We start from the raw sequence: 23,480 nt of genomic DNA, 5'->3' as shown, positions 1-23,480 counted from the left end.
TTTAAGCTTTTTTTAGAACAATTTTTTCATTTTGACTAGCAATCATTTTTTGAAACAAAGTTTTCAATGCGTTGTAGTCTTCAGCTGCAAAAATACTATTGTTAATCTCTTTTGAAAAGCTAAATTGGATTTTGTTTCCTTCGTTTAAAATATTTAATGATAAACTGATAGACCTATCTTCGAGCGAAAGTCTGGTTGATTTTGGAAGCATTTCTACAATATAACCTTGCGGAATTTCTAAAATTGCAAAAACTTTCTCTTGTGTAGGATATCCAAAATAAACTCCCATTTGTCTATCTTCCTGTACAAAAGGATTTTTTGACTGTGTATAGAACAACATCGGACTTACATATAATTTCCCTCCTATTCTTTCCACAAAATTATCAGTTTCAAAAGTAAAAGTTTCTACAAGCGGATCGGAAATATTGGAAATCTTATTAGTTACTAAATAATCAGAAATCTTTAAATCGCCAAGCTGCTGCTCCAATTTTTCAAGATAATTCTCTTGATTTTGTTTTCCGTTTTCGACTCTAAATCTATAAGCTTTATAATCTGTTCTTTGAATTCTAATTTTTCCATCTATTTTTCCCTTTTCATTAATTCTAAAACTTATATTAACGTTTTCTCTTGAAGGTTGTAATGGAACTAAATCAATTTCTTTAGAAGTTCCGTCACTCTTAATTAATCTTCCTTTCCAATTTAAAACATTTAAAGGAAGTATATCGGGTGATGTGAATTTTCTAGATGCATCTAATAAAATTTGCTTTCCATCGATTTCAACTGCTGCAATTACATAATTAAATCCGGTTCTTGTAGGATAAATTGGGATTCCATTTTCAATTGTACTCACCAAAACGGGATTTGCTTCTATTCCTGCCCACTTCAACATATTTAACAGTATGAAATTGATTTCTACAATATTTCCAGTTTGATCTTTATATGCTTTTTCAATTCCTTTATCAGTGTATAAGCCATTAATTTCATTCCAGTTCATTTTATTCTGGACGAACTGAAAAATAACATTCATTCTGTCTTTTTGAGACGGAACATTTGCAACTATCTTTTTTACGTCTTCCAACAAAAAACTATTATTATTGAGCTCTTTCCCAAAACGATCATCCTTAAAAATAGTAGAAGCTACACCTTCCCATGTTATTGTATAATCCTTTACAGGCTGATCCGGCATTCGAACACGTTCTAATTCATGTTTGATTGAGCCTCGGTAATTCTCTATATTATTGACATAAGGTTCTTCTTTTAGCGCAGAAATATTTTTCCCAGAATAAAATGCATTAATCTGCTTATAAGTCATCGTAAGACTTTGACCATATTTATTTGCAAAACTCTGACTTCCCGTCACAATTTTAGAATTGTTTTCTAAGGCATGATTACCTACTAAAAGAGTTTTATAAACATAATATTCGGGAAACTCTGTTTTATATTCAAAATAATTTAACGGAATACTATATTGAAAATCAAAATCGGGAAATTGAACAATGTTTTCAGTCTTTAAAATGTATTTATACTCTATTATAGACCCAACTTTTACATTTGGAAATGTAATTGATTTTTCATTCCAGTATTCATTAATTTTCTTCTTGAATTGTGCTTGATTTTCAAGCTTTGTTTTTTCAATTTTACCATTTTCGAGGTTGTATGTTGCCACATTTGAAAATGCTAACAAGTCTTCATTTAAATTCTGATATCCAACATAATACTGCACCTTCTGATTTGCCCATTTGAGACCTTCTTTTTTGTATATTTTGATTTTAAATTCATAAGTATGAATTGCAGAAAAACCGATTTTCTCATTATAAGTAAAGACCGTTTTCCCTTTTTTAAATAAAACTGCAGCCGCAGCTGAAGAATCTGCAGGATGTATTTTTTCCTGCAATTCATCAACAGTAACTTTTCCAAGCTCATAATTTTGAGCGTTGGTTTTCACAATTCCAAAGATTAAAAAAGCAATTATTACTAAGCTTTTAAAATTCATATTATATTCTTTTTAAAACTATTTTCTCTGTTTCTTTAGCAATCATTCCTTTATAGTATTCTTTCAGCATTTCGTATTGATCAGTTGAAACAATTGCTTCATTTATTTGGTGCTGAATATTTAATTGCAATGTACTGCCATCTGAAGCAATATTAAATTTAAAGCTTCCTAAATTATCCTCCATATTAATAATGGCAGGTTTTGGAAGAGTCTCAACTGCAAAACCTTCTGGAATCCTAATAATAATATTATATTTATCTAAAAACGGATACCCAAAATCTACCGGATACTCTCGTACTTCTTGTTTAAATGGATTTTTTTCGTTTGTAAAAAACAACATTGGGCTAACGTATATTTTACCCCCTATAACTTCGCATAAATTATTCCCTGCAAACGAATATGATTCTGTAATTGGCAGCAAGAGATCTTTTTCGTTTGTTTTTGAGTAATCAGAAATTTCTATTTTATTATTCTCATTCTCAAGTTTTTCTAAATATTCTTCTTCTTTTAGACTAAAAATATTTTCTCTGGTAATCATCGCATTATAGTCTGTAAATTGTCTTCTGGTTTTTCCTGTAACCTTACCTTCTGGATCAATACTATAATTTATAAAAACAATATCATTTGAAGCTTTTTTAGGCATTAAATCTACCTCTTCAGAACTGCCGTCTTTTCTAATTAATCTTCCTAGCCAATTTAGAGTTCTAAAAGGCAAAACATTTGGAGTCGAAAACTTATCAGATGCATCTAACAGAACATTTCCGTTTGGAGTTTCGACCGCAGCAATTACATAATCAAAAGCGTTTCGATTAGGAAAAAATGAAATCCCATTAGAACGTGTACTCACCAATACTGGGTTTGCAGTTAAACCAGCATAACGCAGCATTGCGGTTAACATCAAGTTGATATCGGCAATATTTCCTGTTTTTTCTTTGTATGCTTTTTTTACTCCGTTATCACAGGTATAGCCTGTGTAATTATTCCATTTTACATTCGATTTCACATGATTCAAAATCGCTAATATTTTTTCATCTGCACTTTTTTTATCTCCCAAAAGTGTTTTTAAATCCTCCTCAAAATAACCTGTTTTATTTAATTCAGGACCAAAATCATCATAGTTATAAATCGTTGTTACTACTGAATTCCAATCTGTTGAAAAAGTTTTCATTGGTGCATTTGGAAATCTAGTCAACGATAATTCATGTGTAACACTTGATGTGTAATTATCAATATTATTAACATAAGCTTCTTCTTTCATTGCTGGAAAATCTGTAGCAATATAAGTAGTTTGTGTTTCCAAATAAGTTACTTTCTCTTGCGAAAAACTAGTTCGCGAAACACCATCAGATCGTTCTTTGCTGCTGAAAATAATATCTTTTGAGTTCTTCTCAGTTGTAATTTTCGGAAAAACATATCCTTTTTGTTTTGTATTAAAAACATAATACTCAGGAATATACGTTTTAAATTCTGAATAATTCACTGGTATACTGCTCTGAAAATCCCATTCTCTAATTGCCTGAGCACTAGGACTTCTTACCAAATAACTAAATTCGATAACTGATCCTTCTTTTACATTAGGCATCGTAATCTTTTTTTGTCCTTTAAATTTATTAAAGACTTCATCAAAAGCTCCATCGCTTTTTAGCTTTGTTTTTTCAATTTTACCGTCTACCAAATTATAAGTCACCGCATCAGAAAAAATAACTTTTTCTTTAAAAGCACTATTGTTATAATACCAAACTTTTTGATTGGCCCAATCATAACCTTCTTTTTTATAGATTTTTATTCTAGTTTCAACTTCTGTCAAAGTAATAAAACCATCATTCATATCGTATTCAATTCTGGTTTTCCCTTTTTTATACAATACAGCTGCCACTGCCGATGAGTCTTTAGGATGAACTTTTTGCTCCAGTTCTGCAATTGACACTTTTCCTAATTTAAATTCCTGCGCGTTTATTTTTGAAACAAACAACAACAGAATCGATAAACATAATGGTTTACTAAATTTCATTTTGGTTATGGTTTATTTGGGTTAGTTTTTGGTTAATATAATTTTTGCGTTATCGTTTCGCGAAACTTGCTCCATAAAAAGTCTATACTCATCATATTCTTTATTAGAGTACTTTCCGTTATTTAGAAGCATAGATCTTTTATAGATTAGTTTGTTATTATCTTTTTTAATTATCTCCGTTTTGTATTCTCCGAATTTTCCTTTAAGCTCATAATTTTGAGGAAGAAATTCGATACTGAAACCTGCAGGAAGATTTATTTCAATTTCATCTGTATCTAAATAGCCACGTTGAATTTGAAATGGATTTTTACGGTTTCTTATTCGCTTAACATTTCCTGTATATTGGTTAAAAGCATCTAAAACAAAAATTATTTTGTTCCCTGAAATCTGACCATAATTTGACGCGCTTATTTGAACATCTTCTATAAAACGAATATTTTCTTTATCATTAGTAAAAGTTATTTTATCCAATTTCAAATTGTTGATATTATCCCAATACTCTTTGTAGTGTTTTTCTTTTTCATTTGGCTGTAAGGTTTCGACTCTGGATTTAGCATCATATTGACTTCCTTGCGAATCTATTTTTAAAACCCCTGAGAAATCCCCGTTTTCATTAACAGTATATGTCCCTTTTCCTATTTGAGTATTTCCTTTATCCTCATAAATTTTAGTTCTAACAATTTCTCCGCCTTCAGGTTTAACTACCAAAACATCTCTATCATCTGTAAAAGTACCTTGGTAACCAAACGGGGCATCTTGACTTGTACATTCCAGCCAAGTATAAGTATCACCATTTGGAATTGCCAATATCATATGATTTCCCTGCATTGAAACAAAATCAGATTGGATATTTGCCTTATCAGCATCACCGTATAAAATTGTATTGTAAGACGGCACATCAACTGCCTGCAAAAGTGCTTTGGTATAATTTGACAAAGCCTTGCAGTCGCCATAACCTAAACGATCAACATCGCCGGCGAGCATTGGTTTCCAACCACCAATTCCAACCGCAATATTTACATATCTTGATTTCTTCTGCACGTAATCATAAATGATTTTTGCTTTCTTGATTGGGTCTTTTTCATCGCCAACAAGCACTTTCATTTTCGCTTTAGTTTCTTCTGGCAAAGTGGTTGTTCCTGTTAAAACCTTCTCTTCATACCATTTTCCAAATGCTTCCCAAGTTGTTGCCGTACCATCAACGCCTTCTAAATGAAATTTTTCAAGTCCCATCATGACTCTTGGCAATAAATCTCCTGAAGATGGACTTAAATCTTCTGATTTCTGTGCTAAAATATTCTGTGCTATGTAACCGAGTTTTGTAGTTGACTCTTCTGTTTTTTTTATATTATATCCAGAAAACTGAAATTCCTTTTTTTTGAATCCCAAATCACTTGGGTAAGAAACATTCAGCACACATTTTTCGACGCTTACATTGTAACCGCCCAAGAAATACCATCGTGGTATAAAAGCCGTATTTGAAGTTTCTGTTTCACAGCTGTACGCAATTGTAAATGGATATGAAATTGGAGTGTAACTTAAATAAACAACACGGCTGTCTGAGAAAAGCGTGCTCCCACTTACAGCGCTTTGATCTTTAAAATCTTTTCGTTTGATTTTTTTTATTTCATTTCCGGCTGCATCATAAACAACAGCTTCGATACTGCTGATTGAAGTGGTTTTATCATAATGCTGATAAGCATCAATATGACCAAGTCCTTTTTCATTTAAAACCGTTACAACTCTTTGTGTTTTAATATTCATGCTTCGTTGCGAAGCAATCGTAATATCCATTTGATCTAATCGAACAACTGCATTGGCATTTTGTTTTAAACTATCTGGAATTGAGGCAATATTGTAATTAACCTTTTGTGCAAATGAAATAAGGGTAAATAAGAAAAAAACTAACGATAATCTGGAGCTTCTCATTGGTAAGTAATTTCTTCAAATATATATTTTTTTTAGAAATTCTTAACATTTGTCTAATGATTTTTTAATCTCTGTTTTTACTGTCTATTAAAATAGTTACAGGACCATCATTTATAAGACTTACCTTCATATCAGCGCCAAAAATTCCAGTTTGTACTTTTTTATTAAACTCTTTTTCTAAAGATTTTACAAAGTTCTCATACATAGGAATCGCAAATTCAGGTTTTGCGGCTTTTATGTAAGATGGACGATTTCCTTTTTTTGTAGAAGCATGTAGTGTAAATTGACTAACAACAATTATATCACCGTCGATGTCTTGAACCGAGCAGTTCATGACATCATTTTCGTCTCCAAAAATTCTCATTTTAATGATTTTACCAGCAAGCCAGTCAATGTCTTCCTGATTATCTGCATCTTCAATTCCAACTAAAATCAATAACCCTTTTTTTATGTCGGCTGTTTTTTGACCATCGACTGTTACAGATGCTTCGGAAACTCTTTGGACAACTACTCTCATTCTTTGCTTTTATTTTTAGCCACAGATTAAAAGGATTAAAAAGATTTCAAAATTAATATGTTAGATACACTTCGGTACATCTCTACAATAAAATCACTTTCGTATTCTGTTTTGGAATTTGGAATTTTAATTACTTTCTCGTTTCATCACTTGCAGCACGATCATCACCATAAATATCAGTTCGGTAATGTTCCTCATCGCCTTCTAATATTTTAAGATAACTATTGTAGCGTGACCAGGCGATTTCGTCTTTTTCTAAAGCAGCTTTTATGGCGCAATGCGGCTCTTCTTTATGCAAACAGTTATTGAATTTACATTGATCTTTAAGCTTAAAAAATTCTGGAAAATAACCGCTGATTTCTGTTGGTTCCATATCAACAATTCCGAAACCTTTAATTCCTGGAGTATCAATAATTCGGGCATCAAAAGACAAATCATACATTTCAGCAAAAGTTGTTGTATGCTGCCCTTGTTTACTTTGTTCTGAAATTACAGTTGTTTTTAAATGAAGGCTTGGTTCCATCGCATTCACTAAAGTTGATTTTCCAACTCCAGAATGTCCTGAAAACATACTTACTTTACCTATCATCATTTCTTTCAATTTATCAACTCCTTTATTTTCTGTTGAAGAAATTCTTAAGCATTTATATCCTATTTCAGTATAAATATGCTGCAGATAAAGCTGATCATCTAAAGTCTGCTCGTTTAAAGTATCGATTTTATTAAAAATTAGAACAGCTTCAATTCCGTAGGCCTCGGCAGTAACCAAAAAACGGTCGATAAAACTGGTTGTTGTTGGAGGATTATCAATTGTAACTAACAAAAACACCTGATCGATATTCGAAGCTATAATATGAATCTGCTTTGACAAATTAACCGATTTACGAACGATGTAATTTTTTCTTTCGTGAATATTATGAATTGTTCCCGTTAAAGCATCCGAAGTTTCTTCTAATTCATAATCGACAATATCGCCTACAGCAATAGGATTGGTACTTTTAATTCCTTTCATCCTAAACTTCCCTTTCATACGGCATTCGATAAAATCGCCTTTTTCAGATTTTACGGTATACCAACTTCCTGTAGACTTATAAACGGTTCCTGTCATTCTTTAATTTTAGATTGCTGATTTAGATTAAACCTAAATCCTTGCAAAGATAAATGAATAATTTTAACCATATAAGTAATATAAGTGAATATCAACATACCCACACTCTAAACAAAAATCCCCGCCACTTCTTTCAAAGTAACGGGGATTTTAAAAAAAACAATCTATTTTTAAACTCGTGATATAATAAAACTTAAGAACAGATTTTTAGCTAAACTCAAATTATATTATATCACTTATAGGATTTAAAGAAAATTATGCATTAAAAATTTTCTCTTGGTGACCAATACTTTCTTGGTGAATTGCTTTGAACATTCTCAAAACAAACTCTTCAGTAAGACCTTTTTTCTCTCCTTCAAGAATCATTTTTCCTAAGATTTCGTTCCAACGGTTGTTTTGAAGAATTGCAACGTTTGCATCTTTTTTCACCTGACCAATTTCGTCAGCCACTTTCATACGTTTTCCTAAAAGTTCTAATAAGTTAGCATCAAGAACATCGATGTTAGCTCTTAGTTTTGTCATTTTTTGGCTGTACTCATCTGTAGTATCATCTGTTTTTCTGATAGTCAAATCTTTAATGATTTGTTTCAAAACGTCTGGAGTTACTTGCTGTGCAGCATCAGACCAAGCGTTGTCTGGATCGATGTGTGTTTCGATAATCATACCATCGTAATTCAAATCTAAAGCCTCTTGAGTTACTTCAAAAATCATTTTACGATCTCCTGTAATATGAGATGGATCGATGATTAATGGTAAATCAGGGAATTTATTTTGCAATTCGATAGCGATTTGCCATTCTGGAATGTTTCTGTATTTTGTTTTTTCGTAAGTAGAGAAACCTCTGTGGATAACTCCTAATTTCTCGATTCCAGCCATGTGTAAACGCTCAACACCACCTAACCATAAAGCTAAATCTGGGTTTACTGGGTTTTTAACCAAAACGATTTTATCAGTTCCTTTTAAAGTATCAGCAATTTCTTGAACCGCAAAAGGGTTTGCAGTTGTACGAGCACCAACCCATAAAACGTCGATATCATGTTCTAAAGCTAGTTTACAGTGAGCCGCAGTCGCAACCTCAGTTCCCATTAATAAACCAGTTTCAGCTTTTGCTTTTTGCAACCATTTTAATCCAATTTCTCCAACACCTTCAAATCCTCCTGGACGTGTTCTTGGTTTCCAGATTCCTGCTCTGAAAACACTTACTTTTGAATCTTTCAATTCATGAGCAATTTTCAATACTTGATCTTCAGTTTCTGCACTACATGGTCCAGCTATCACAAGTGGGTGATTTAAATTGAAATCTTCTAACCACTTTCTCATTTCTTTCTTATTTTCCATCTTTATTCTAATTTACTTTTTAGTTGTTGTTAATCCGTTTAGTATTTCTTTTATTTTATTTGTGCTTTCCATTTCTTCAAAAATGGCATTATAATTTTCGTCTTTCAACAAATCCCTAAACCGACTGAGATTTGAAATATATTCTTCTAATGTTTCCAGAACGTGTTCTTTATTCTGCTTAAAAATCGGTGTCCACATGGCTGGCGAACTTTTGGCTAAACGAACGGTGCTTTCAAATCCACTTCCCGCCATATCAAAAATATCCTGCTCGTCTTTTTCCTTATTCATTACCGTTTTTCCGAGCATAAACGAACTAATGTGTGACAAATGCGAAACGTAAGCAATGTGTTTGTCGTGCGAAATTGGGTCCATATATCGAATCCTCATTCCGATTTCGCTGAAAAGCTTTAATGCCTTTTCCTGCAATTTAAAAGTGGTTTTTTCCACTTCGCAAATAATGTTTGTTTTTCCTTTAAACAAACCTTTTATCGCCGCCGAAGGTCCAGAAAACTCCGTTCCCGCTATCGGGTGTGTGGCAATAAAATTTCTTCTTTTCGGATGATTCGCGACTGCATCACAAATTGGTTTTTTCGTTGATCCAACTTCAAAAACAATTGTTTTATCTCCAACCGAATCCAGAACTTTAGGCAAAACAACCAACGCCACATCTACCGGAACTGAGACGATTACAAAATCGGCTTCAGCCAAATCCTCAAAACTTCCTGCTTCGTCGATAACTCCTAAATCAATAGCTTCCTGCAAGTGTTTTTCATTGCTGTCGATTCCAAAAATCGTCGAATCCGGATGTTGGTCTTTGATGTCCAGCACCATCGAACCGCCTATTAATCCTATTCCTATTACGTATACTTTCATATTTCTTTTTAAATTCCAAGTTTTAAAATTCCAAATTCCAACTAAAAAGGCTTCGACTTCGCTCAGCCTGACATATAGTTAAAAAGTCTTGGCTCTTGGTTCTATAATCTTAATACTAAAATCGATCAATCGCTTCTTGTACTTTTTCTTCTTTCACACACAATGAGAATCTGATATAACCTTCGCCGTTACTTCCAAAAATGGTTCCCGGTGTAATGAAAATATGTTTCTCATATAATATTTCGTCAATGAACTTCTCTGCTGATTCGATTCCTTCCGGAAGTTTTGCCCAGACAAAAAGCCCGACTCCTTCTTTATATACTTTACAGCCTAATTTTTCTGCCAGTTTTTCGGTTAATTCTCTTCGGCGCCTATAAATTTTGTTTTGGTCTTCGAACCATGATTTATCACAATTTAATGCTGCAATTGCTCCTTTCTGAATTCCGTAAAACATCCCACTGTCCATGTTACTTTTTACTTTTAGAACCGCATCGATAATTTCAGGATTTCCTAAAACCATCCCAACTCTCCAGCCGGCCATGTTAAAAGTTTTACTTAACGAATTCAATTCTAAAGCTACATCCTTCGCACCTTCAACCTGCAATAAACTCATCGGATTATCATTCAAAACAAAACTATACGGGTTGTCGTTGATCAATAATATATTGTGTTTTTTAGCAAAAGCAACCAATTTTTCAAATAACGCTAAACTTCCTCTCGCTCCTGTTGGCATGTGCGGATAACCCAACCACATAATTTTTACTTTCGAAAGATCCAGTTTTTCCAGAGCTTCAAAATCCGGTTCCCAGGCATTTTCTTCTTTCAGATCATAATAAACCGGAACTGCCTGAACCAAATTGGTTACCGAAGTATAAGTTGGATAACCCGGATTCGGAATTAAAACGTGATCGCCTTCATTTAAAAAGGCTAACGAAATGTGCATAATTCCTTCTTTTGAACCCATCAATGGTAAAATCTCATTATTCGGATTCACTTCAACACCAAACTGATCACGATAAAAATCGGCCATCGCTTGTCTCATTTCTGGCAATCCCTGATAGCTTTGATAACCATGTCCGTTTTCGTCTTGAATTGCCGCAGCGACTGCTTCAATTACTGCTTTTGACGGACTCAAATCAGGGCTTCCAATTCCCATATTGATGATCGATTTTCCTTCAGACATCAACTGACGAACTTCTCTTAATTTTGATGAGAAGTAGTATTCTTCAACTGTGTCTAATCGTTTTGCTGTTGTAATCATTTTTTTTATTGCTTTAGGCCGTAAGCTTTAGGCTTTAGGCTCTTTTTAAACTTTCTATTTTGGACTTTAAGACTTTCGACTTTCCAACCTTATGACTCACTAAGAGGTTTTGTGTTTTTATATTCTCCCAACACTTTGAAATATTCTGCCATTATATTTAATAACGCTTTGGCTTTTGCAAAATCTTCGTATTTCTCGAATGTTACATCTACGAAGAATGAATATTTCCAAGGTGTTTCAATTTTTGGAAGCGACTGGATTTTTGTCAAATTCAGTTTGCAGTCGCTCATTACATTTAAAACCGCCGCTAAACTCCCTCTTTTATGATCTAATTCAAATTTTACAGAGGCTCTGTTGATCTCGCTTTCTGGCAAAAATGAATTTTGCTTTTTAATGATTACAAAACGAGTCATATTATTTTTAATCGTTTGAATTGATGATGCAATAATATCCAAATCGTACATTTCAGAAGCCGTTACACTTGCAATTGCTGCAATTCCAGTTAATTGTTTTTCCTGAATTCTTCTTGCTGTTTCAGCTGTATCTTTATCCTCAACCAATTTGATATTTGGATATTGTTTCAAAAAATCCATACACTGCAAAAGTGCCATTGGGTGCGAATGAACTTCTTTTATATCTTCAATTTTCTGACCTTTTAAAGCCATTAAATTCTGCTGAATATTTAAATAATGCTCTCCAATGATGTGTAAATTATTCTTATCAATCAAAGCATAATTCGGAATAATTGGCCCAGCAATCGAATTTTCAATTGCCATAACTGCCTGATCAGATTTTCCTGAAAGCAGACTGTCGATCAATTCTTCAAAAGACAAACATTCATCAATTTCCACATTTTCAGAGAAATACTCCTTTACAACCTGATGATGAAAAGAACCTTTGATACCTTGTATTGCAATTTTCGTTGTCATATATTCAAAAAAAAATCCTGATTTGCATCAGGATTGTATATTAGTTTTATTTGTCTTAAAATTTTCTCAAATAACCATAGCACAATCCTCACTTCTACTAAAGAAGAAATAAAAAGAGTTGCTAAAATAAAAACGGTTACTTGCCATTTTGTTTGTGTTTTTAAATAAATTCTCTGCGAATGTATAAATTATTTTTACTGCACCAAAAAAAAGATTGCATTTTATGAAACAAAAAGGAATTTCTTAACAAATTTATGATGTTTTGTATGATAATATAAAAATATCCGTTTAAAATGAGAATATTAAATTGAGGTTTTGAGGTTCTGAGATGCTAAGGTTCTAAGGTTTTCTGCCTCGAATTTCACAAATTAGCACAAATATTTGTGGTTCTAAAATCTAATTTCACAGATTACTGAGTGTTTTTGTCATTTCGACTGAAAGGAGAAATCACACTAGTTTGTCGACAAAGATTGGCGAATTTCTATACGGAGTTCCGCGTGTGATTTCTCCTTTCAGTCGAAATGACAAGATTGCGATTACGTAAACAATCCCGAAACTGGTTTATTCGAAATCCCAATTTTAGAATAATCGAAATTCATTTTTTGTTGTAATAATGATGCATAAACACTTCTAAAATCAATCTCATATTTTAAATCGCCATTATCCAAATTAAACAAATCGGGATTATTCCCTAAAATCGTTCCTTTATTATTTCCTCCAATTATAAACATCGGCGCAGCGGTTCCATGATCTGTTCCGTTTCCATTATCTTTTACTCGTCTTCCAAATTCCGAAAAAACAACTACTGTAACATTTTGCAATAATTGTGCTTGTTTCAAATCTTGATAAAAACTATATAACGAATCATTTAAATCAGTTAATTTTTTCTCGTGTATGGCAAGTTGATTGTCATGCGTATCAAATCCGCCAAGCGAAGTGTAATAAACTTTTGAATTCAGATTTCCTTTTATCAATCGCCCAATCCATTCTAGATTTTTGGATAATTCTGTTTTTGGATAACTAATTTCAGATTTTGATTTTGCTAATGCTTTCTGAATTTCATCTGAACCTTCGGTAACGGAATTGGCGATTTTTCGAACAAAATCCAATTGCGGATTGTCTGACAAGGTTACATTCTCTTCTTTATCTGATTTTACTTTAAATCGGTTTGGATCTTTTACGGTTATTGAATTTGGCTCCATTCCTTTTAAAGCCAGATTATCGATCGAATCCAAATTTATTCCCGCAGTTGCTTGATGTCCGTTACATTGCAAATCTAGATAACGCCCTAACCAGCCTTCATTAATATATTTATTAGAATCTGCTGCAGTCTGCCAAATTTCCTGACTGCGAAAATGGGATCGCACAGGTTCAGGATATCCAACATTCTGAATTACGGTTAAATCTCCGTTTTGCTGCATTTGAGCAAAATCTTTCAAGGATGGATGAAACGCCATTCCTTTATTTTTACCAATAACCTCATCTTTACTCAAAGCAATTTTTGTTCTCAAATCATAATACAACGGATTATCATACGGAATAAAACTATTTAAACCGTCATTTCCTCCATTCAATTGTACAAACACTATACATTGCTCACCGATTACCAAATTATTCTGCGAGCCAAAAGCATGTAAAAAATCAGGAAGCACCAGCATTCCGCCAGTAAAAGTTCCCGTAAGCGTTAGAAAATTTCTTCTGTTCATAACCGCAGTTTTCTAAATTAATTGATATTCGGGTAGTTTTGTAATGTAATCAAAGAGTCTTATTACAGCGAAATTGGCGTGCGTTTCTTTTGGATCAAAATCATATTTCAGCAAATTCTCCATATCTTTTTGCATGGTATCGTTTACATTAAACAACAATCTGTCCGACAATTCAGCTATAATCGTTTTATTATTTCCGTTCGAATCATAGTCTATTTTTATATCTAACTTTTCAAATTCTGATTTTGGTTTTTCGTTACCAGCGGTCATCGTATTCAATATTTTTCTGGTAATACTTCTTCCGCTGCAAAGCAAATCGGATGTATTGTTGCGCTGCAAATAAATTTGTGAAGTCAGCCAGGAATTTCCACCGTCCCATCCTTTCACATTTACTTGATTGTACAAATCCATTCCTTGCTGCTTGAGAAAAAACAGAATCATAGCATCGTCCAGATCATCGATATGTAATTCATCCAAAAGCTGCAGAATATAAATCAGAGGATCTTTGATCTTTGTTCCTGAATTTTCCTTTTTGTATTCTTCAGTAAAAATTTTAGTTAATAAAGGCTGAATTTCAAACTTTACTTTTCTAAAATAATCGCCATAATAGGTAACCAAATCTTCTGACGGATTATCATAAATAAACCATTCTAGTATTTTTCGAGTGATGAGATAAGGGATGTTTTTCTGCTCAAAAATAATATCAACCAGATCATCTGCTTTCCAGTTTCCGGTTTTCCCAAAGTAAGTTTTATCACTATTATCTTCAGCAAAACGCCTGTAGACTGCACCATCGTCTCCATAGTTTAATCCTGCCAAAGCTCTTGCTCCATTTTTAATGTCGCTTTCGGTATAATTTCCAATTCCGATCGTGAATAATTCGAGTAATTCACGACTTAAATTTTCATTATATTTCCCTTTTTTATTATCGACATTATCAAGGTATTTCACCATTGCATTCGATTTTATGATTTGCTTGGTCAGTTCTTTGAAATTCCCGAAAGCGTGTTCGCGCAAAATCATATTATGTTGGTAAATCCAGTAATTGACTTTTACTTTTTGAGAAGTGGAAACGAAATGATTGTGCCAAAAGCAGACCATATTTTCACGTAATGGAAATTCGTCATTTCGCATTTTAGAAATCCACCATTTTTTTAGTTCAACTGCGGAATAGATTTCTTTTTTAAGGGCTTTCTTTTTTTCTTCTGAATTAAAGTTTTTTAAAGATTCCCGAAGTTCTTTGAGTTCTAATAATGTTTTGGGATCGTCATTTAAAAAAGCAGGAAGCTGCGTGTCAAATTTTGAACTATAGGAATGTTTTAGAAATTTTTCTAATCCTAATTTTTCTATTGCAGCGGATTCGATTCCCGGCGATTCCACTATAAAGCCCTGATAATCAGGGCTTTATAAAAATAAGTCGAAAAAAGAGAACAAAAAGTGAACAGATTTAGTAAATAATTGATTTAACACTCCCGCAAGCATTTTAATTTTAAAACAAATTAAAATGAAATCAATTTACACCGCTCCAAAGGTTGTCAAGTATGACGATCTTTCAAAGCCTTGGTTTGTCTATTTTAGATACAATAGCAAACTTTTCCGCTATAAATTCGGAATCAATTACATCAACAATTATAAAAAAAGACTGATTGAAGCCAATTCAATTAGAGACGTTTTACATGACAAGCTAAAAAACGGCTGGAATCCAAACGTTCCCGACATTGTAAACACCTTCAGCTCCATGACATTTAGTGAAGCACTAGATTTTGCAATCGAAAAGAAAAGACCCCATATAGGCAAAAAAACCATGTGCGGATATGAAAGCACGGTTAAATTTATCAAGAACGCCTTAACTCCTACAAACACCAAAAACCTCCTAATCGTAGAGACCAAACGGATACACATAAAATTGATTCTTGAAAAAACCATGCAGCAACGGAAATGGTCAAATAAATCATTCAACAAAAACTTAGGATATCTAAAAGCAATTCTTTCTGAATTGATGCAGTGGGATATCATAGAAAACAATCCAGCACATGGAATAAGATCCTTAAAAGTTGGAGAAATTATGGGATTCAAACCAGCAAACGACGAAGAAGTAAAACTAATTAAAGAAAAAATCATTTCAGAATTTCCAAGTTTTTACGCTTACATAATATCGATTTTTCATACCGGAATAAGACCTCAAGAACTCCTAAACATTCAAATAAAAATGATTAATTTAGAGAAATCTCAAATAATATTACCTCCTGAAATCACAAAAACAGATATAGAAAGAATTGTTCCCATAAATCCGTTTTTAAAAATACACTTCGAAGAAATGAACCTTTCAAAACACAATCAAGAACATTACGTTTTCGGATCAAATCGCGAACATACAAATCGTGGATTAAAAAAAGAATTAGACTTTATTCCTGGTCCACGTAAACTAAACCGAGATTGCGCCTCAAAATTATGGAGAAAGCTAGTTATCAACGGACTAAAAATAAATGTAAATATGTACTCATTAAAACACCTAGGAGCTAATAAAAAAATACTTGCCGGAGTTGAATTAGATGCTCTTCGAGAACTCTATGGTCACACTTCAAAAATGATGACACTTAGATATGCAAAAGTGGTAAAAGAGATTAACCGAAAGCAGATAATGGAAAAATCACCCGATTTTTAAATAATATACCATAATATTGCAGAAAACAAAACCAAAATACATCTTTAATATTGGATCTAGGTTCAGAAAATAATTAATGAAAATAACAACAAAAACAATGTGGGAGATATTTTTTATTTGTCTAGGTGCACTAGTAACCGTAGGACTTTCGATTAATTCTGTGATTCAGAATGGAAAAAAAGACATAGAAATTAAAGCCAAAACAGATAGCTTAATAGAAGCGCAGAAAACAATAATCAATAAATCCAACGCAATAAACCAAAAATCCGACACAATAATTAAACTTCAAAGTGAGTTACAGAAAAATGCCCAAATCCAGATTAAAAGCTTGCGAAGAATAAATAATCCTATACCTAAACAATTTACATTAACCATATTTTCAAATATCGAAACAACAGATGACGAACTATCACTTTTATCAACCGCAAGCAGAATAAATGGTAATATGCTACCAATTATTAATCAAAATTCAATAGAAAGAATTGACAAGTTAAGGAACGCGCAGATAATTTTAAAGCTTATATTTAAAAAAGGCACAAAGTCTATGGAAATAATATTTTCACAAACTCCTATGCAACTTTTTGGATTCAATACAGTACAAATACCTAATGCTTTTAAATTAGCAACAGCACAAAATGAATTACAATTCAATGGCATAAATTTGTTTACTGAAAACATTACAACAAACTATTCTTCAACATCACTTTTAGATTTTGAAAAATGTGATGTCACTTTTGAAATAGATTTTCGTTTTGCTCAACGGTGGGGGATTGGCGGTCTTCAAGCAGATCTGTATGATGCTGGACTCGGTCCTGGATTAGATGTAAACTTAAAGTCTTTTTCTTTATCAACTCTAGGTCGTGCATTAACCATTACAGATATACAGAAGATTAGCAAAAATAAGTTTAAAGGAAAGTGGAATGGATAGTAAACCCACGACCAAGAATAAGAAAAACAAAAAAGCGATCCATCTCTGAACCGCTTTTTCAACTAACTAAACCAAATATAAAAAAATCTATTTTTTCACATTGAATATTGTCGCGTTATAACCTATCCAAATATTTTGTTGTGTATCGAAAGATCCTGAAATAATATTTCCTTTTTTATTTTGCAACATCAAATTTCCTTTAACATTGAAATTATTTAATTGGAGATTATTTCCAAGTTCCACACCTCCAAGCAATCGAAATGCTGTTTCTTTTTGTTTTATCTGAGCGGAAATTTCTTTTGATTTAATAGTGTAACTGGGAGTTATTTCTTGAACTTCGCCACGAACAATACCATTAATATTTAAAAGTAAATTCTCATCCTCAAACTTTGAGGAAAACTGATTTAATTCAATTGCCTTTTCATAAGTTGCTGCCTTTAGAGAATCATTCATTTTTAAATACTCCACTTTCAGTTTTTCATTTTCCTGAAGAAGTTTTGCATTCAAAGGATTGTCTAAATAAACAGTAGCTTCTTTATAAATAGTAGCTCCTTTTTCAGTTAAAATAATTGGTTTCTGATCAGGTTTTTTTGTTTCAAAATCTGCTTTGACCTCTGGCACTTTTACTTTAACTAACTCTGACGAATCTTTTTGAGTAGAACAGCCTTTAAACCATAATAAAATAAACAGAAGAATCCAACCTAAATATTTAAGAGTCTCTTTTATTGATGGATGATATAAATTAATAGACATAATATAATATTTAAATTACCACCTTGCTTTAGTTCCTCGAATATCATAATGAACGAAATTCGGATAAATACCTAGCCCTCCCTGTTTCATTTTTCCCTCTTTAATAAGAGTTTCAATTTTCACAGCAAGCAGTTTAGGCGTGTATCCCTTCGCATTAATATCTGCAGCGGAGCATGTTAAATGCTGGCTGTTTTTAGCTCCTTTAACTTTAGCATTGTGTGTAGGAGTTCGATATCCAGAACCAGTAATTGTAACCAGTACACCTAAGTAATCCCTAAGCACCTGAAGATTCTCGGCTACTTCTTTACAATTATTCATATATTTAATTGGTACGGCGGTCCCATCTTTACAATCAAATTCTTCGCTTTTAAAGTTTTTTGTTAATTGCATAATTACGTTCTTTTATTTTTTTAAATAGTTAAACATTAATCCAAAAATGCCAGCGCCAATAACAGCTGATAGCCATGTGATAATTTTAATGTAAACCGTGTTTTTAACTTTTTCTTCTGTAAGAGTTTCAATGCGCTGTTCTAATATTTCTTGCTTTGCATTTAGTACATCTATTCTACCAGCCAATCCTTTTTCACCAGATAAAGGATTCCCTAATATGGCAGATTTAATAACGGCTACATCTTTCTCAATTTGACTTACGCTATGCTCCATTTTTTTAAATTCAGTTTTTTCTTCAGCCGTCATAACTCACTCTTTTTAGTTGTTAATTATCTCTCGCTTTTTCTTGAAAAGAATACATATAAGCGATGAACTTAGGCAATCCCCACCCAATGCCCAACGCATAAAACATTGTAACTTCAACGCCAGCATATTCAACTGAGAATCTCAAAGCCAAGAAGATGGCTAATAACGAAAAAACAATATCTACCAAGTTATCTTGCAATAAGAACTTAATTGAAAATTTCTCAGGAGTAGCTTCTGAAAGTGCATTTCTTTTTTTTACTTTCCCATAGAAGTAAAATGCCAAGCCAATTAATGCGAAGATCAAGCCTGCTAAATATGTTGGCACATCAGTTGTACCTAAGACTAGGTTTAAAAATTTGTTCATAATACTATTTGAATTAATTATATAAGTTTGTTTATTAATCCTTTTAACAAGGATCGCCCACGAATTCTATCGAGGTAATCATACCGCTTCCATTCACCGAAAAAATTCTATTTCCTACCATAACATAACTACTTAATGTATAAGGTTGCGTTAATCCTGCATCATTGTATAAAAGAACATTTACATCTAAGGTAGAATTCGATGTATAAACCGTTACATTTACTTGATTTATTAAAGCAACCTGACCACCTATACATGATAAATTGCCTCTTTTTCCGTTCCATGTATAACTTGGAACACAATCAGTAATTGATGAGATTACTCCTGAGCTATTTACAGATACTAATTTATTTAAGGTTCTATATTTATAGTTCATTGCCAGTGCTGGAGTTGTTAGTTGAGTATCAAAGAATACAGAAACACCTACAGCTAAAGAAGATGCAGAACTATACAAAGGTTCTTCTATAAAAGCATTTTGACATGTTGCACTTTCTCCGTGGTCATTTACCACACAATCAAAATAATTACCAACAACACCAGTTGCCCAGTTGTTCCTTGGCACAAGTTGGTTATTGGCAAAACTACTCATGTTAGAAGCGTTTAAGTTATACTTTGTCAATGCATCACTTTTAGTCATACATTGATTTGAGGTCACATGAGATTGCCCGCTATTAAGAGAAAAACCAAGCGACTGAGCTTGTGTAAACGAAACCATTTGGTTGGGTGACTGACCGAATGAAATAAACGACCAGAGTATTAAAATATATCTCATTATTTACGTTTTTGAAGTTGTTTAATTTTCTTGTCTTGAATAGAAATTCTTTTTTCTAAGGCTCTAATTTTTTCGACTAATATCTCTACATAGTTAACAGATAGAGTTTTTTTATCGTCACTTCCTACTTGAATTTGATCGGGATTAGTTTTTTGTACTTCTTGTGCTATGTAGCCTATATGTGTTTTTAAGTCTCTTCTATCGTTCCAAGTGAAGTAAACAACGTCACCGTCTCTTTTAATGATATTTTTTAATCTTAAATCTGAATTGAAAAAACCGCCGCTTGCTGTTACTGTTCCTGAAAAAGTTGCGTTACCCCCATTTGCAATTACCAATCTATTTATAAAAGAGTTTCCTGCATCAGTATTTGCACCATTGCTCTCAGATATAATAAACGAATCAGAATTACCATATGCTAACATTGGTTGAAATCCAGCCTTCTTTACAAATCCCAACCTCCTAGATGTGCCTAAGTCCCAAGAAAATGAAGTGTTTTCTGTAGCTCCCCAAGTTGTTCCGCTTAAAGTCCCTCCTGTTAATGGCAAATAAGCGGTTGAAGTATAAGCGTTTGATCCTAAACCTAAGAACGTTTTAAGCTGATTGTCGGTGTACGGCTTTATCTGTCCCCCATTATCTCGTCCAACAACTTGGTTAAATGTGCTTCCGAAAGAGCTAAAATCTGCTGGCGCACCTCCCCAATTCGTTGCGCTACTAGCATTCCCGCTAATGTTGATTCCCCATGTACCCGTTGCTCCCCCTCCTGTTAGAGTAGGAGAATATGAACTAAAGTTTACGTCATTAAGTAGTTTTCTCCAAGTAGACCATGATGCATCATAAGACCTCGTATAAGCGTCACCCTGAGAAAGTCTAACGGCTAACTGTGCTGATATATTGCCATTATTTCCGAAGGTAGAAATAGAATAATGATGATTTGTTGGGTTATTAGCATTTGGATCGAACCTGTACGAACTACTTTGTAATTGTGCATTAGGGTCTGTCCTAGGACTTGTATCATTCAAAACATATTTGCTTGCATGATTTCCCCAAGTATATGCCGTTTGACCATTGTTTATACGGGAATCGTTTCCCTCTGCAACCGTTCCAGCCGTTGTTCCGAAATTCTTATTAAAAGCTGTGTTTTTTGAAAATGCTGGTTCATAACTTCCCGCTACCTGTTTTCCATTAAGTTGAGTTTGAATAGAGCTAGTAGCGTCATTGTATAATTTTTGTGCATCAGTTTGATAATTTTTATTTGTAGTTTCGGCTATATGTGAAGTATTTAAAACTACAATTCCCTGTTGACCGTTTACACTTACAACATTATCTGTGCCAGCCGATCTTTCCCATTTGGTGCCGTTATGAATCAAGAAATCAGCAGCTAAAAGCGTCAGGTTTCCTGATCCTAAATTAATAGTTCCGCCAACACTTACCTTGTAAACCCATCCAATAACTCCAGTTGCGTCTGAAAGTGTAGGTGTGTTTGTTGCTGCGTTAAACATTCCTTTGTAAATCATAAGTGATGCAGGAAGAACTGAAAAGGGAACCTTGCCACCTGTATCCAATGGAGCAACACCGTTATTTACTCCAATCAAGGAAAGATTGATTTTAGAATCTATTGCGGACTGTAATCCTACAACTGTAGAAATAGCCTGCGTACCTGTATGCGTAGATCTATCGCGTAACTGAGCATCTGTACTGTTGGCAGTAGCTCCACTGGCAATACCAGCAAGCTTTGTTTTTTCGGCAGTTGTATAATCTTCAGTAGATAGTCCTTTGCCCGCTACCTTGTCCACTTTTGTATCTAAAGAAGCTTGTAAACTTGTTACAGTCGAAATAGGTTGTGTTCCTGTATGATTAGCACGGTTCTTTAAATTCGCATCTGTATCATTAGCTGTTGCTCCAGTAGCCACTCCATTAAGTTTAGTTTTCTCAGTTGGACCAAATAAACCAGCATTTGTCGTTGTAGCCAATGGAATAACGGCATCATTACCAGTAGACGAAAAAACTGTTCCACCCGTTGGAGTTGCTGTAAAGTCAAGATTGGTAACTGCTTTCAATTGCGAAACAGGCAAAAATTTCATAAGTTTTGACGTTCCATCCCAAACCACAGCACTATCTTTTTTCGCTCCCAAATCAGGAATGTTCATTTGATACTTACCCGCTTTTACTATGGAAGTGTTTATTTGCCCAAAAGCTCCTTGCGTGATTAACGCAAAAAAGAATATTAGTTTTTTCATGTTTATATTTTATTTAAATTTCTACTTCTACTATTGGTGTGTAGTTAGCTCTGTCACTTCTGTCGCCGCCATTCCATATCGCACGCGTCCAGTATGTAGTGGCATCTTTCCAGCCTTCGAAGATGTCGCCAGGTTCTTCTTTATCAAGAACACCATTACCAACTCCTTTAGCCACATGTTTCAACATTAAATATTGAATAATATCATTTCCATCAACATTGGAACCTGTAATAACTGCCCCATAGACATCAATAACACCAAGCTTTATCGTTCCGTTTGGAAATAAATTTGGTTCAGTTGCTGAAGTAGGATCTTCATCACCTTTAAAAATATTGTAACCTCCTGTATTATTACCAAGCAAAACATCTTTTCGATAATAACCATCAGTCGCTGCATCTAAAACAATATCATATACAGGATTGTCCAAGAACTCAACTTGTGCAATTCGCCATTCAAAAGCGTCAGCATCAACGTGTACATTTAAAATACTGGTCTCTATGTTGCCTCTTTTCAAAACAGCATCAGGACTTTGAATACTTGTAATTCTACTGTTTAAATAAGTAAAATTCGCATTAATAATTTGACCAGCTTGTCGTGCAGGTGTTCCTGTTTTATCGTTTGGAGCATTTCCTATAAATATATCCTGTAGCATATCTTTCTTATTTATAAAGAACAATTAATTTTATATTCCAGTCCGCAGTTCCTGCCCCTCCTATTATCACATTATTTGCAGATGCCCCTGATGTCGAATTATAAGCCGTCATAATCGTTATTTGATCATTCACCATCACCTTAACAGAATCAACACTTAAATTGTTAAACTGAACCCCTATACCCTGCGCTGCTGTTCTACCGCTGTCAGTAGGATATGGCGTCGGAGCTGTAACAGTTTCTCCTGCTGCAAATCCATTATTAGAATTTTTACATACCAACATCGCAATCACACAGCCGATAACAGAATTTGCAGGTAAGCCTGTAGAAATGGAATAATTTCGATCTACTGTAAAAGATTCAAGAAACAACTCTTTAGACTTAACCACCTTACCTATTTCCTGCGAAACATAATCCATTATTTTATTCTCAACCGCCCTATGACGAAGCGCTGGTATATCTGACGCATCCTGAAGATTCTCTGCAATAAACTGTCTTACTTCATTCTCTGTAATATCTGCCATAATCTTTACTTATAATCAGGTTCTGAATAATCAACTTCTTTATAATCTCTTTTAATTTCAGGAGGAAGCTGTACAATATCAAAATCGAACATATCAACTATACTATCAAAAGTTACCGTTGTACTATCGAATGTGAATATTCCTGGTTCTGAAATCCCTACATTTTCATTTATGCCAGGAAATCTTCTATTCCCTACTCCTATTCTTTGTACATTTTTTGCCATG

At 33.5% G+C, this 23,480-nt stretch carries 22 protein-coding genes; 2 read left to right on the top strand and 20 right to left on the bottom strand.

The features are described from left to right. Position 1 precedes the first annotated feature (1 nt). The 11 genes from ACHRVL_RS05780 to ACHRVL_RS05730 all read right to left on the bottom strand — a co-directional run bounded on the left by ACHRVL_RS05780 (position 2) and on the right by ACHRVL_RS05730 (position 15,045). Positions 2-1,993 (bottom strand): DUF3857 domain-containing protein, encoded by a 1,992-nt coding sequence (locus tag ACHRVL_RS05780; RefSeq protein ID WP_395411030.1) that lies wholly within the window; start codon positions 1,991-1,993, stop codon positions 2-4. 1 nt (position 1,994) lies between these two features. Then, positions 1,995-4,004 (bottom strand): DUF3857 domain-containing protein, encoded by a 2,010-nt coding sequence (locus tag ACHRVL_RS05775; RefSeq protein WP_395411028.1) that lies wholly within the window; start codon positions 4,002-4,004, stop codon positions 1,995-1,997. A gap of 21 nt (positions 4,005-4,025) precedes the next feature. Beyond that, positions 4,026-5,933 carry a DUF3857 domain-containing protein gene (locus ACHRVL_RS05770; protein WP_395411026.1) on the bottom strand — a complete coding sequence of 636 codons (1,908 nt, stop codon included), beginning with the start codon at positions 5,931-5,933 and terminating at the stop codon, positions 4,026-4,028. A 64-nt stretch (positions 5,934-5,997) separates the two neighbouring features. Next, positions 5,998-6,450, bottom strand: coding sequence for a D-aminoacyl-tRNA deacylase (dtd, locus tag ACHRVL_RS05765; protein WP_395411024.1), 453 nt, complete (start codon positions 6,448-6,450; stop codon positions 5,998-6,000). 130 nt (positions 6,451-6,580) lie between these two features. Then, a complete protein-coding gene (gene rsgA, locus ACHRVL_RS05760; protein ID WP_129024494.1) occupies positions 6,581-7,558 on the bottom strand; it encodes a ribosome small subunit-dependent GTPase A in 978 nt (325 codons plus the stop codon). Between the two features lie 255 nt (positions 7,559-7,813). Further along, positions 7,814-8,896: a bifunctional 3-deoxy-7-phosphoheptulonate synthase/chorismate mutase type II gene (locus ACHRVL_RS05755; RefSeq protein ID WP_089054266.1), complete on the bottom strand. Its 1,083-nt coding sequence runs from the start codon at positions 8,894-8,896 to the stop codon at positions 7,814-7,816. Between the two features lie 12 nt (positions 8,897-8,908). Continuing rightward, positions 8,909-9,769 carry a prephenate dehydrogenase gene (locus tag ACHRVL_RS05750; protein WP_395411020.1) on the bottom strand — a complete coding sequence of 287 codons (861 nt, stop codon included), beginning with the start codon at positions 9,767-9,769 and terminating at the stop codon, positions 8,909-8,911. 115 nt (positions 9,770-9,884) lie between these two features. Next, on the bottom strand, positions 9,885-11,030 hold the full coding sequence (locus tag ACHRVL_RS05745) for a pyridoxal phosphate-dependent aminotransferase (protein ID WP_395411018.1): 1,146 nt from the start codon (positions 11,028-11,030) through the stop codon (positions 9,885-9,887). Positions 11,031-11,119: 89 nt separating this feature from the next. Continuing rightward, positions 11,120-11,959 carry a prephenate dehydratase gene (locus ACHRVL_RS05740; RefSeq protein ID WP_395411017.1) on the bottom strand — a complete coding sequence of 280 codons (840 nt, stop codon included), beginning with the start codon at positions 11,957-11,959 and terminating at the stop codon, positions 11,120-11,122. Positions 11,960-12,495: 536 nt separating this feature from the next. Then, positions 12,496-13,665 (bottom strand): DUF1501 domain-containing protein, encoded by a 1,170-nt coding sequence (locus tag ACHRVL_RS05735; RefSeq protein ID WP_395411015.1) that lies wholly within the window; start codon positions 13,663-13,665, stop codon positions 12,496-12,498. Positions 13,666-13,677: 12 nt separating this feature from the next. Then, positions 13,678-15,045 carry a DUF1800 domain-containing protein gene (locus ACHRVL_RS05730; RefSeq protein WP_395411012.1) on the bottom strand — a complete coding sequence of 456 codons (1,368 nt, stop codon included), beginning with the start codon at positions 15,043-15,045 and terminating at the stop codon, positions 13,678-13,680. 124 nt (positions 15,046-15,169) lie between these two features. On the opposite strand from ACHRVL_RS05730, the gene ACHRVL_RS05725 reads away from it, so the two are divergent. Both ACHRVL_RS05725 and ACHRVL_RS05720 read left to right on the top strand, forming a co-directional pair. Continuing rightward, complete coding sequence (locus ACHRVL_RS05725) at positions 15,170-16,330, top strand: tyrosine-type recombinase/integrase (RefSeq protein ID WP_395411010.1); 1,161 nt, start codon at positions 15,170-15,172, stop codon at positions 16,328-16,330. Between the two features lie 76 nt (positions 16,331-16,406). Then, positions 16,407-17,258 carry a hypothetical protein gene (locus tag ACHRVL_RS05720; RefSeq protein ID WP_395411009.1) on the top strand — a complete coding sequence of 284 codons (852 nt, stop codon included), beginning with the start codon at positions 16,407-16,409 and terminating at the stop codon, positions 17,256-17,258. An 87-nt stretch (positions 17,259-17,345) separates the two neighbouring features. Here the strand turns inward: ACHRVL_RS05720 and ACHRVL_RS05715 are convergent, their stop codons facing one another. The 9 genes from ACHRVL_RS05715 to ACHRVL_RS05675 are packed head-to-tail and all read right to left on the bottom strand — an operon-like array spanning position 17,346 to position 23,479. Then, entirely contained in the window at positions 17,346-18,011 is a 666-nt protein-coding gene (locus ACHRVL_RS05715; RefSeq protein ID WP_395411006.1) for a hypothetical protein, read from the bottom strand. A 15-nt stretch (positions 18,012-18,026) separates the two neighbouring features. Next, the gene (locus tag ACHRVL_RS05710; RefSeq protein WP_395411005.1) at positions 18,027-18,401 is read right to left on the bottom strand and encodes a YcbK family protein; all 375 of its coding nucleotides are present in this window, start codon (positions 18,399-18,401) and stop codon (positions 18,027-18,029) included. Between the two features lie 12 nt (positions 18,402-18,413). Beyond that, positions 18,414-18,707 carry a hypothetical protein gene (locus ACHRVL_RS05705; RefSeq protein ID WP_370432537.1) on the bottom strand — a complete coding sequence of 98 codons (294 nt, stop codon included), beginning with the start codon at positions 18,705-18,707 and terminating at the stop codon, positions 18,414-18,416. A gap of 19 nt (positions 18,708-18,726) precedes the next feature. Beyond that, positions 18,727-19,071: a hypothetical protein gene (locus ACHRVL_RS05700; protein ID WP_395411002.1), complete on the bottom strand. Its 345-nt coding sequence runs from the start codon at positions 19,069-19,071 to the stop codon at positions 18,727-18,729. A gap of 43 nt (positions 19,072-19,114) precedes the next feature. Next, positions 19,115-19,843, bottom strand: a complete 729-nt coding sequence (locus ACHRVL_RS05695; protein WP_395411000.1) for a hypothetical protein — start codon at positions 19,841-19,843, stop codon at positions 19,115-19,117. Then, the gene (locus tag ACHRVL_RS05690; protein ID WP_395410998.1) at positions 19,843-22,080 is read right to left on the bottom strand and encodes a pyocin knob domain-containing S74 family peptidase; all 2,238 of its coding nucleotides are present in this window, start codon (positions 22,078-22,080) and stop codon (positions 19,843-19,845) included. Before ACHRVL_RS05690 ends, ACHRVL_RS05695 begins: the two co-directional genes overlap by 1 nt. A 13-nt stretch (positions 22,081-22,093) precedes the next feature. Further along, on the bottom strand, positions 22,094-22,732 hold the full coding sequence (locus ACHRVL_RS05685; protein ID WP_395410997.1) for a hypothetical protein: 639 nt from the start codon (positions 22,730-22,732) through the stop codon (positions 22,094-22,096). Between the two features lie 7 nt (positions 22,733-22,739). Beyond that, the gene (locus ACHRVL_RS05680; RefSeq protein ID WP_395410995.1) at positions 22,740-23,255 is read right to left on the bottom strand and encodes a hypothetical protein; all 516 of its coding nucleotides are present in this window, start codon (positions 23,253-23,255) and stop codon (positions 22,740-22,742) included. A gap of 5 nt (positions 23,256-23,260) precedes the next feature. Continuing rightward, complete coding sequence (locus ACHRVL_RS05675; RefSeq protein ID WP_395410994.1) at positions 23,261-23,479, bottom strand: hypothetical protein; 219 nt, start codon at positions 23,477-23,479, stop codon at positions 23,261-23,263. Between the last annotated feature and the right edge of the window lies 1 nt (position 23,480).

The sequence above is a fragment of the Flavobacterium sp. FlaQc-28 genome, from assembly GCF_044007415.1.
Taxonomy (GTDB): Bacteria; Bacteroidota; Bacteroidia; order Flavobacteriales; family Flavobacteriaceae; genus Flavobacterium.
This window is presented reverse-complemented; position numbering and strand designations above follow the sequence as displayed.

Coding starts and splice junctions, on each gene's coding strand:
- ACHRVL_RS05780 (WP_395411030.1), bottom strand. CDS start 1,993: ATGAATTTTAAAAGCTTAGTAATAATTGCTTTTTTAATCTTTGGAATT.
- ACHRVL_RS05775 (WP_395411028.1), bottom strand. CDS start 4,004: ATGAAATTTAGTAAACCATTATGTTTATCGATTCTGTTGTTGTTTGTT.
- ACHRVL_RS05770 (WP_395411026.1), bottom strand. CDS start 5,933: ATGAGAAGCTCCAGATTATCGTTAGTTTTTTTCTTATTTACCCTTATT.
- dtd (WP_395411024.1), bottom strand. CDS start 6,450: ATGAGAGTAGTTGTCCAAAGAGTTTCCGAAGCATCTGTAACAGTCGAT.
- rsgA (WP_129024494.1), bottom strand. CDS start 7,558: ATGACAGGAACCGTTTATAAGTCTACAGGAAGTTGGTATACCGTAAAA.
- ACHRVL_RS05755 (WP_089054266.1), bottom strand. CDS start 8,896: ATGGAAAATAAGAAAGAAATGAGAAAGTGGTTAGAAGATTTCAATTTA.
- ACHRVL_RS05750 (WP_395411020.1), bottom strand. CDS start 9,769: ATGAAAGTATACGTAATAGGAATAGGATTAATAGGCGGTTCGATGGTG.
- ACHRVL_RS05745 (WP_395411018.1), bottom strand. CDS start 11,030: ATGATTACAACAGCAAAACGATTAGACACAGTTGAAGAATACTACTTC.
- ACHRVL_RS05740 (WP_395411017.1), bottom strand. CDS start 11,959: ATGACAACGAAAATTGCAATACAAGGTATCAAAGGTTCTTTTCATCAT.
- ACHRVL_RS05735 (WP_395411015.1), bottom strand. CDS start 13,665: ATGAACAGAAGAAATTTTCTAACGCTTACGGGAACTTTTACTGGCGGA.
- ACHRVL_RS05725 (WP_395411010.1), top strand. CDS start 15,170: ATGAAATCAATTTACACCGCTCCAAAGGTTGTCAAGTATGACGATCTT.
- ACHRVL_RS05720 (WP_395411009.1), top strand. CDS start 16,407: ATGAAAATAACAACAAAAACAATGTGGGAGATATTTTTTATTTGTCTA.
- ACHRVL_RS05715 (WP_395411006.1), bottom strand. CDS start 18,011: ATGTCTATTAATTTATATCATCCATCAATAAAAGAGACTCTTAAATAT.
- ACHRVL_RS05710 (WP_395411005.1), bottom strand. CDS start 18,401: ATGCAATTAACAAAAAACTTTAAAAGCGAAGAATTTGATTGTAAAGAT.
- ACHRVL_RS05705 (WP_370432537.1), bottom strand. CDS start 18,707: ATGACGGCTGAAGAAAAAACTGAATTTAAAAAAATGGAGCATAGCGTA.
- ACHRVL_RS05700 (WP_395411002.1), bottom strand. CDS start 19,071: ATGAACAAATTTTTAAACCTAGTCTTAGGTACAACTGATGTGCCAACA.
- ACHRVL_RS05695 (WP_395411000.1), bottom strand. CDS start 19,843: ATGAGATATATTTTAATACTCTGGTCGTTTATTTCATTCGGTCAGTCA.
- ACHRVL_RS05690 (WP_395410998.1), bottom strand. CDS start 22,080: ATGAAAAAACTAATATTCTTTTTTGCGTTAATCACGCAAGGAGCTTTT.
- ACHRVL_RS05685 (WP_395410997.1), bottom strand. CDS start 22,732: ATGCTACAGGATATATTTATAGGAAATGCTCCAAACGATAAAACAGGA.
- ACHRVL_RS05680 (WP_395410995.1), bottom strand. CDS start 23,255: ATGGCAGATATTACAGAGAATGAAGTAAGACAGTTTATTGCAGAGAAT.
- ACHRVL_RS05675 (WP_395410994.1), bottom strand. CDS start 23,479: ATGGCAAAAAATGTACAAAGAATAGGAGTAGGGAATAGAAGATTTCCT.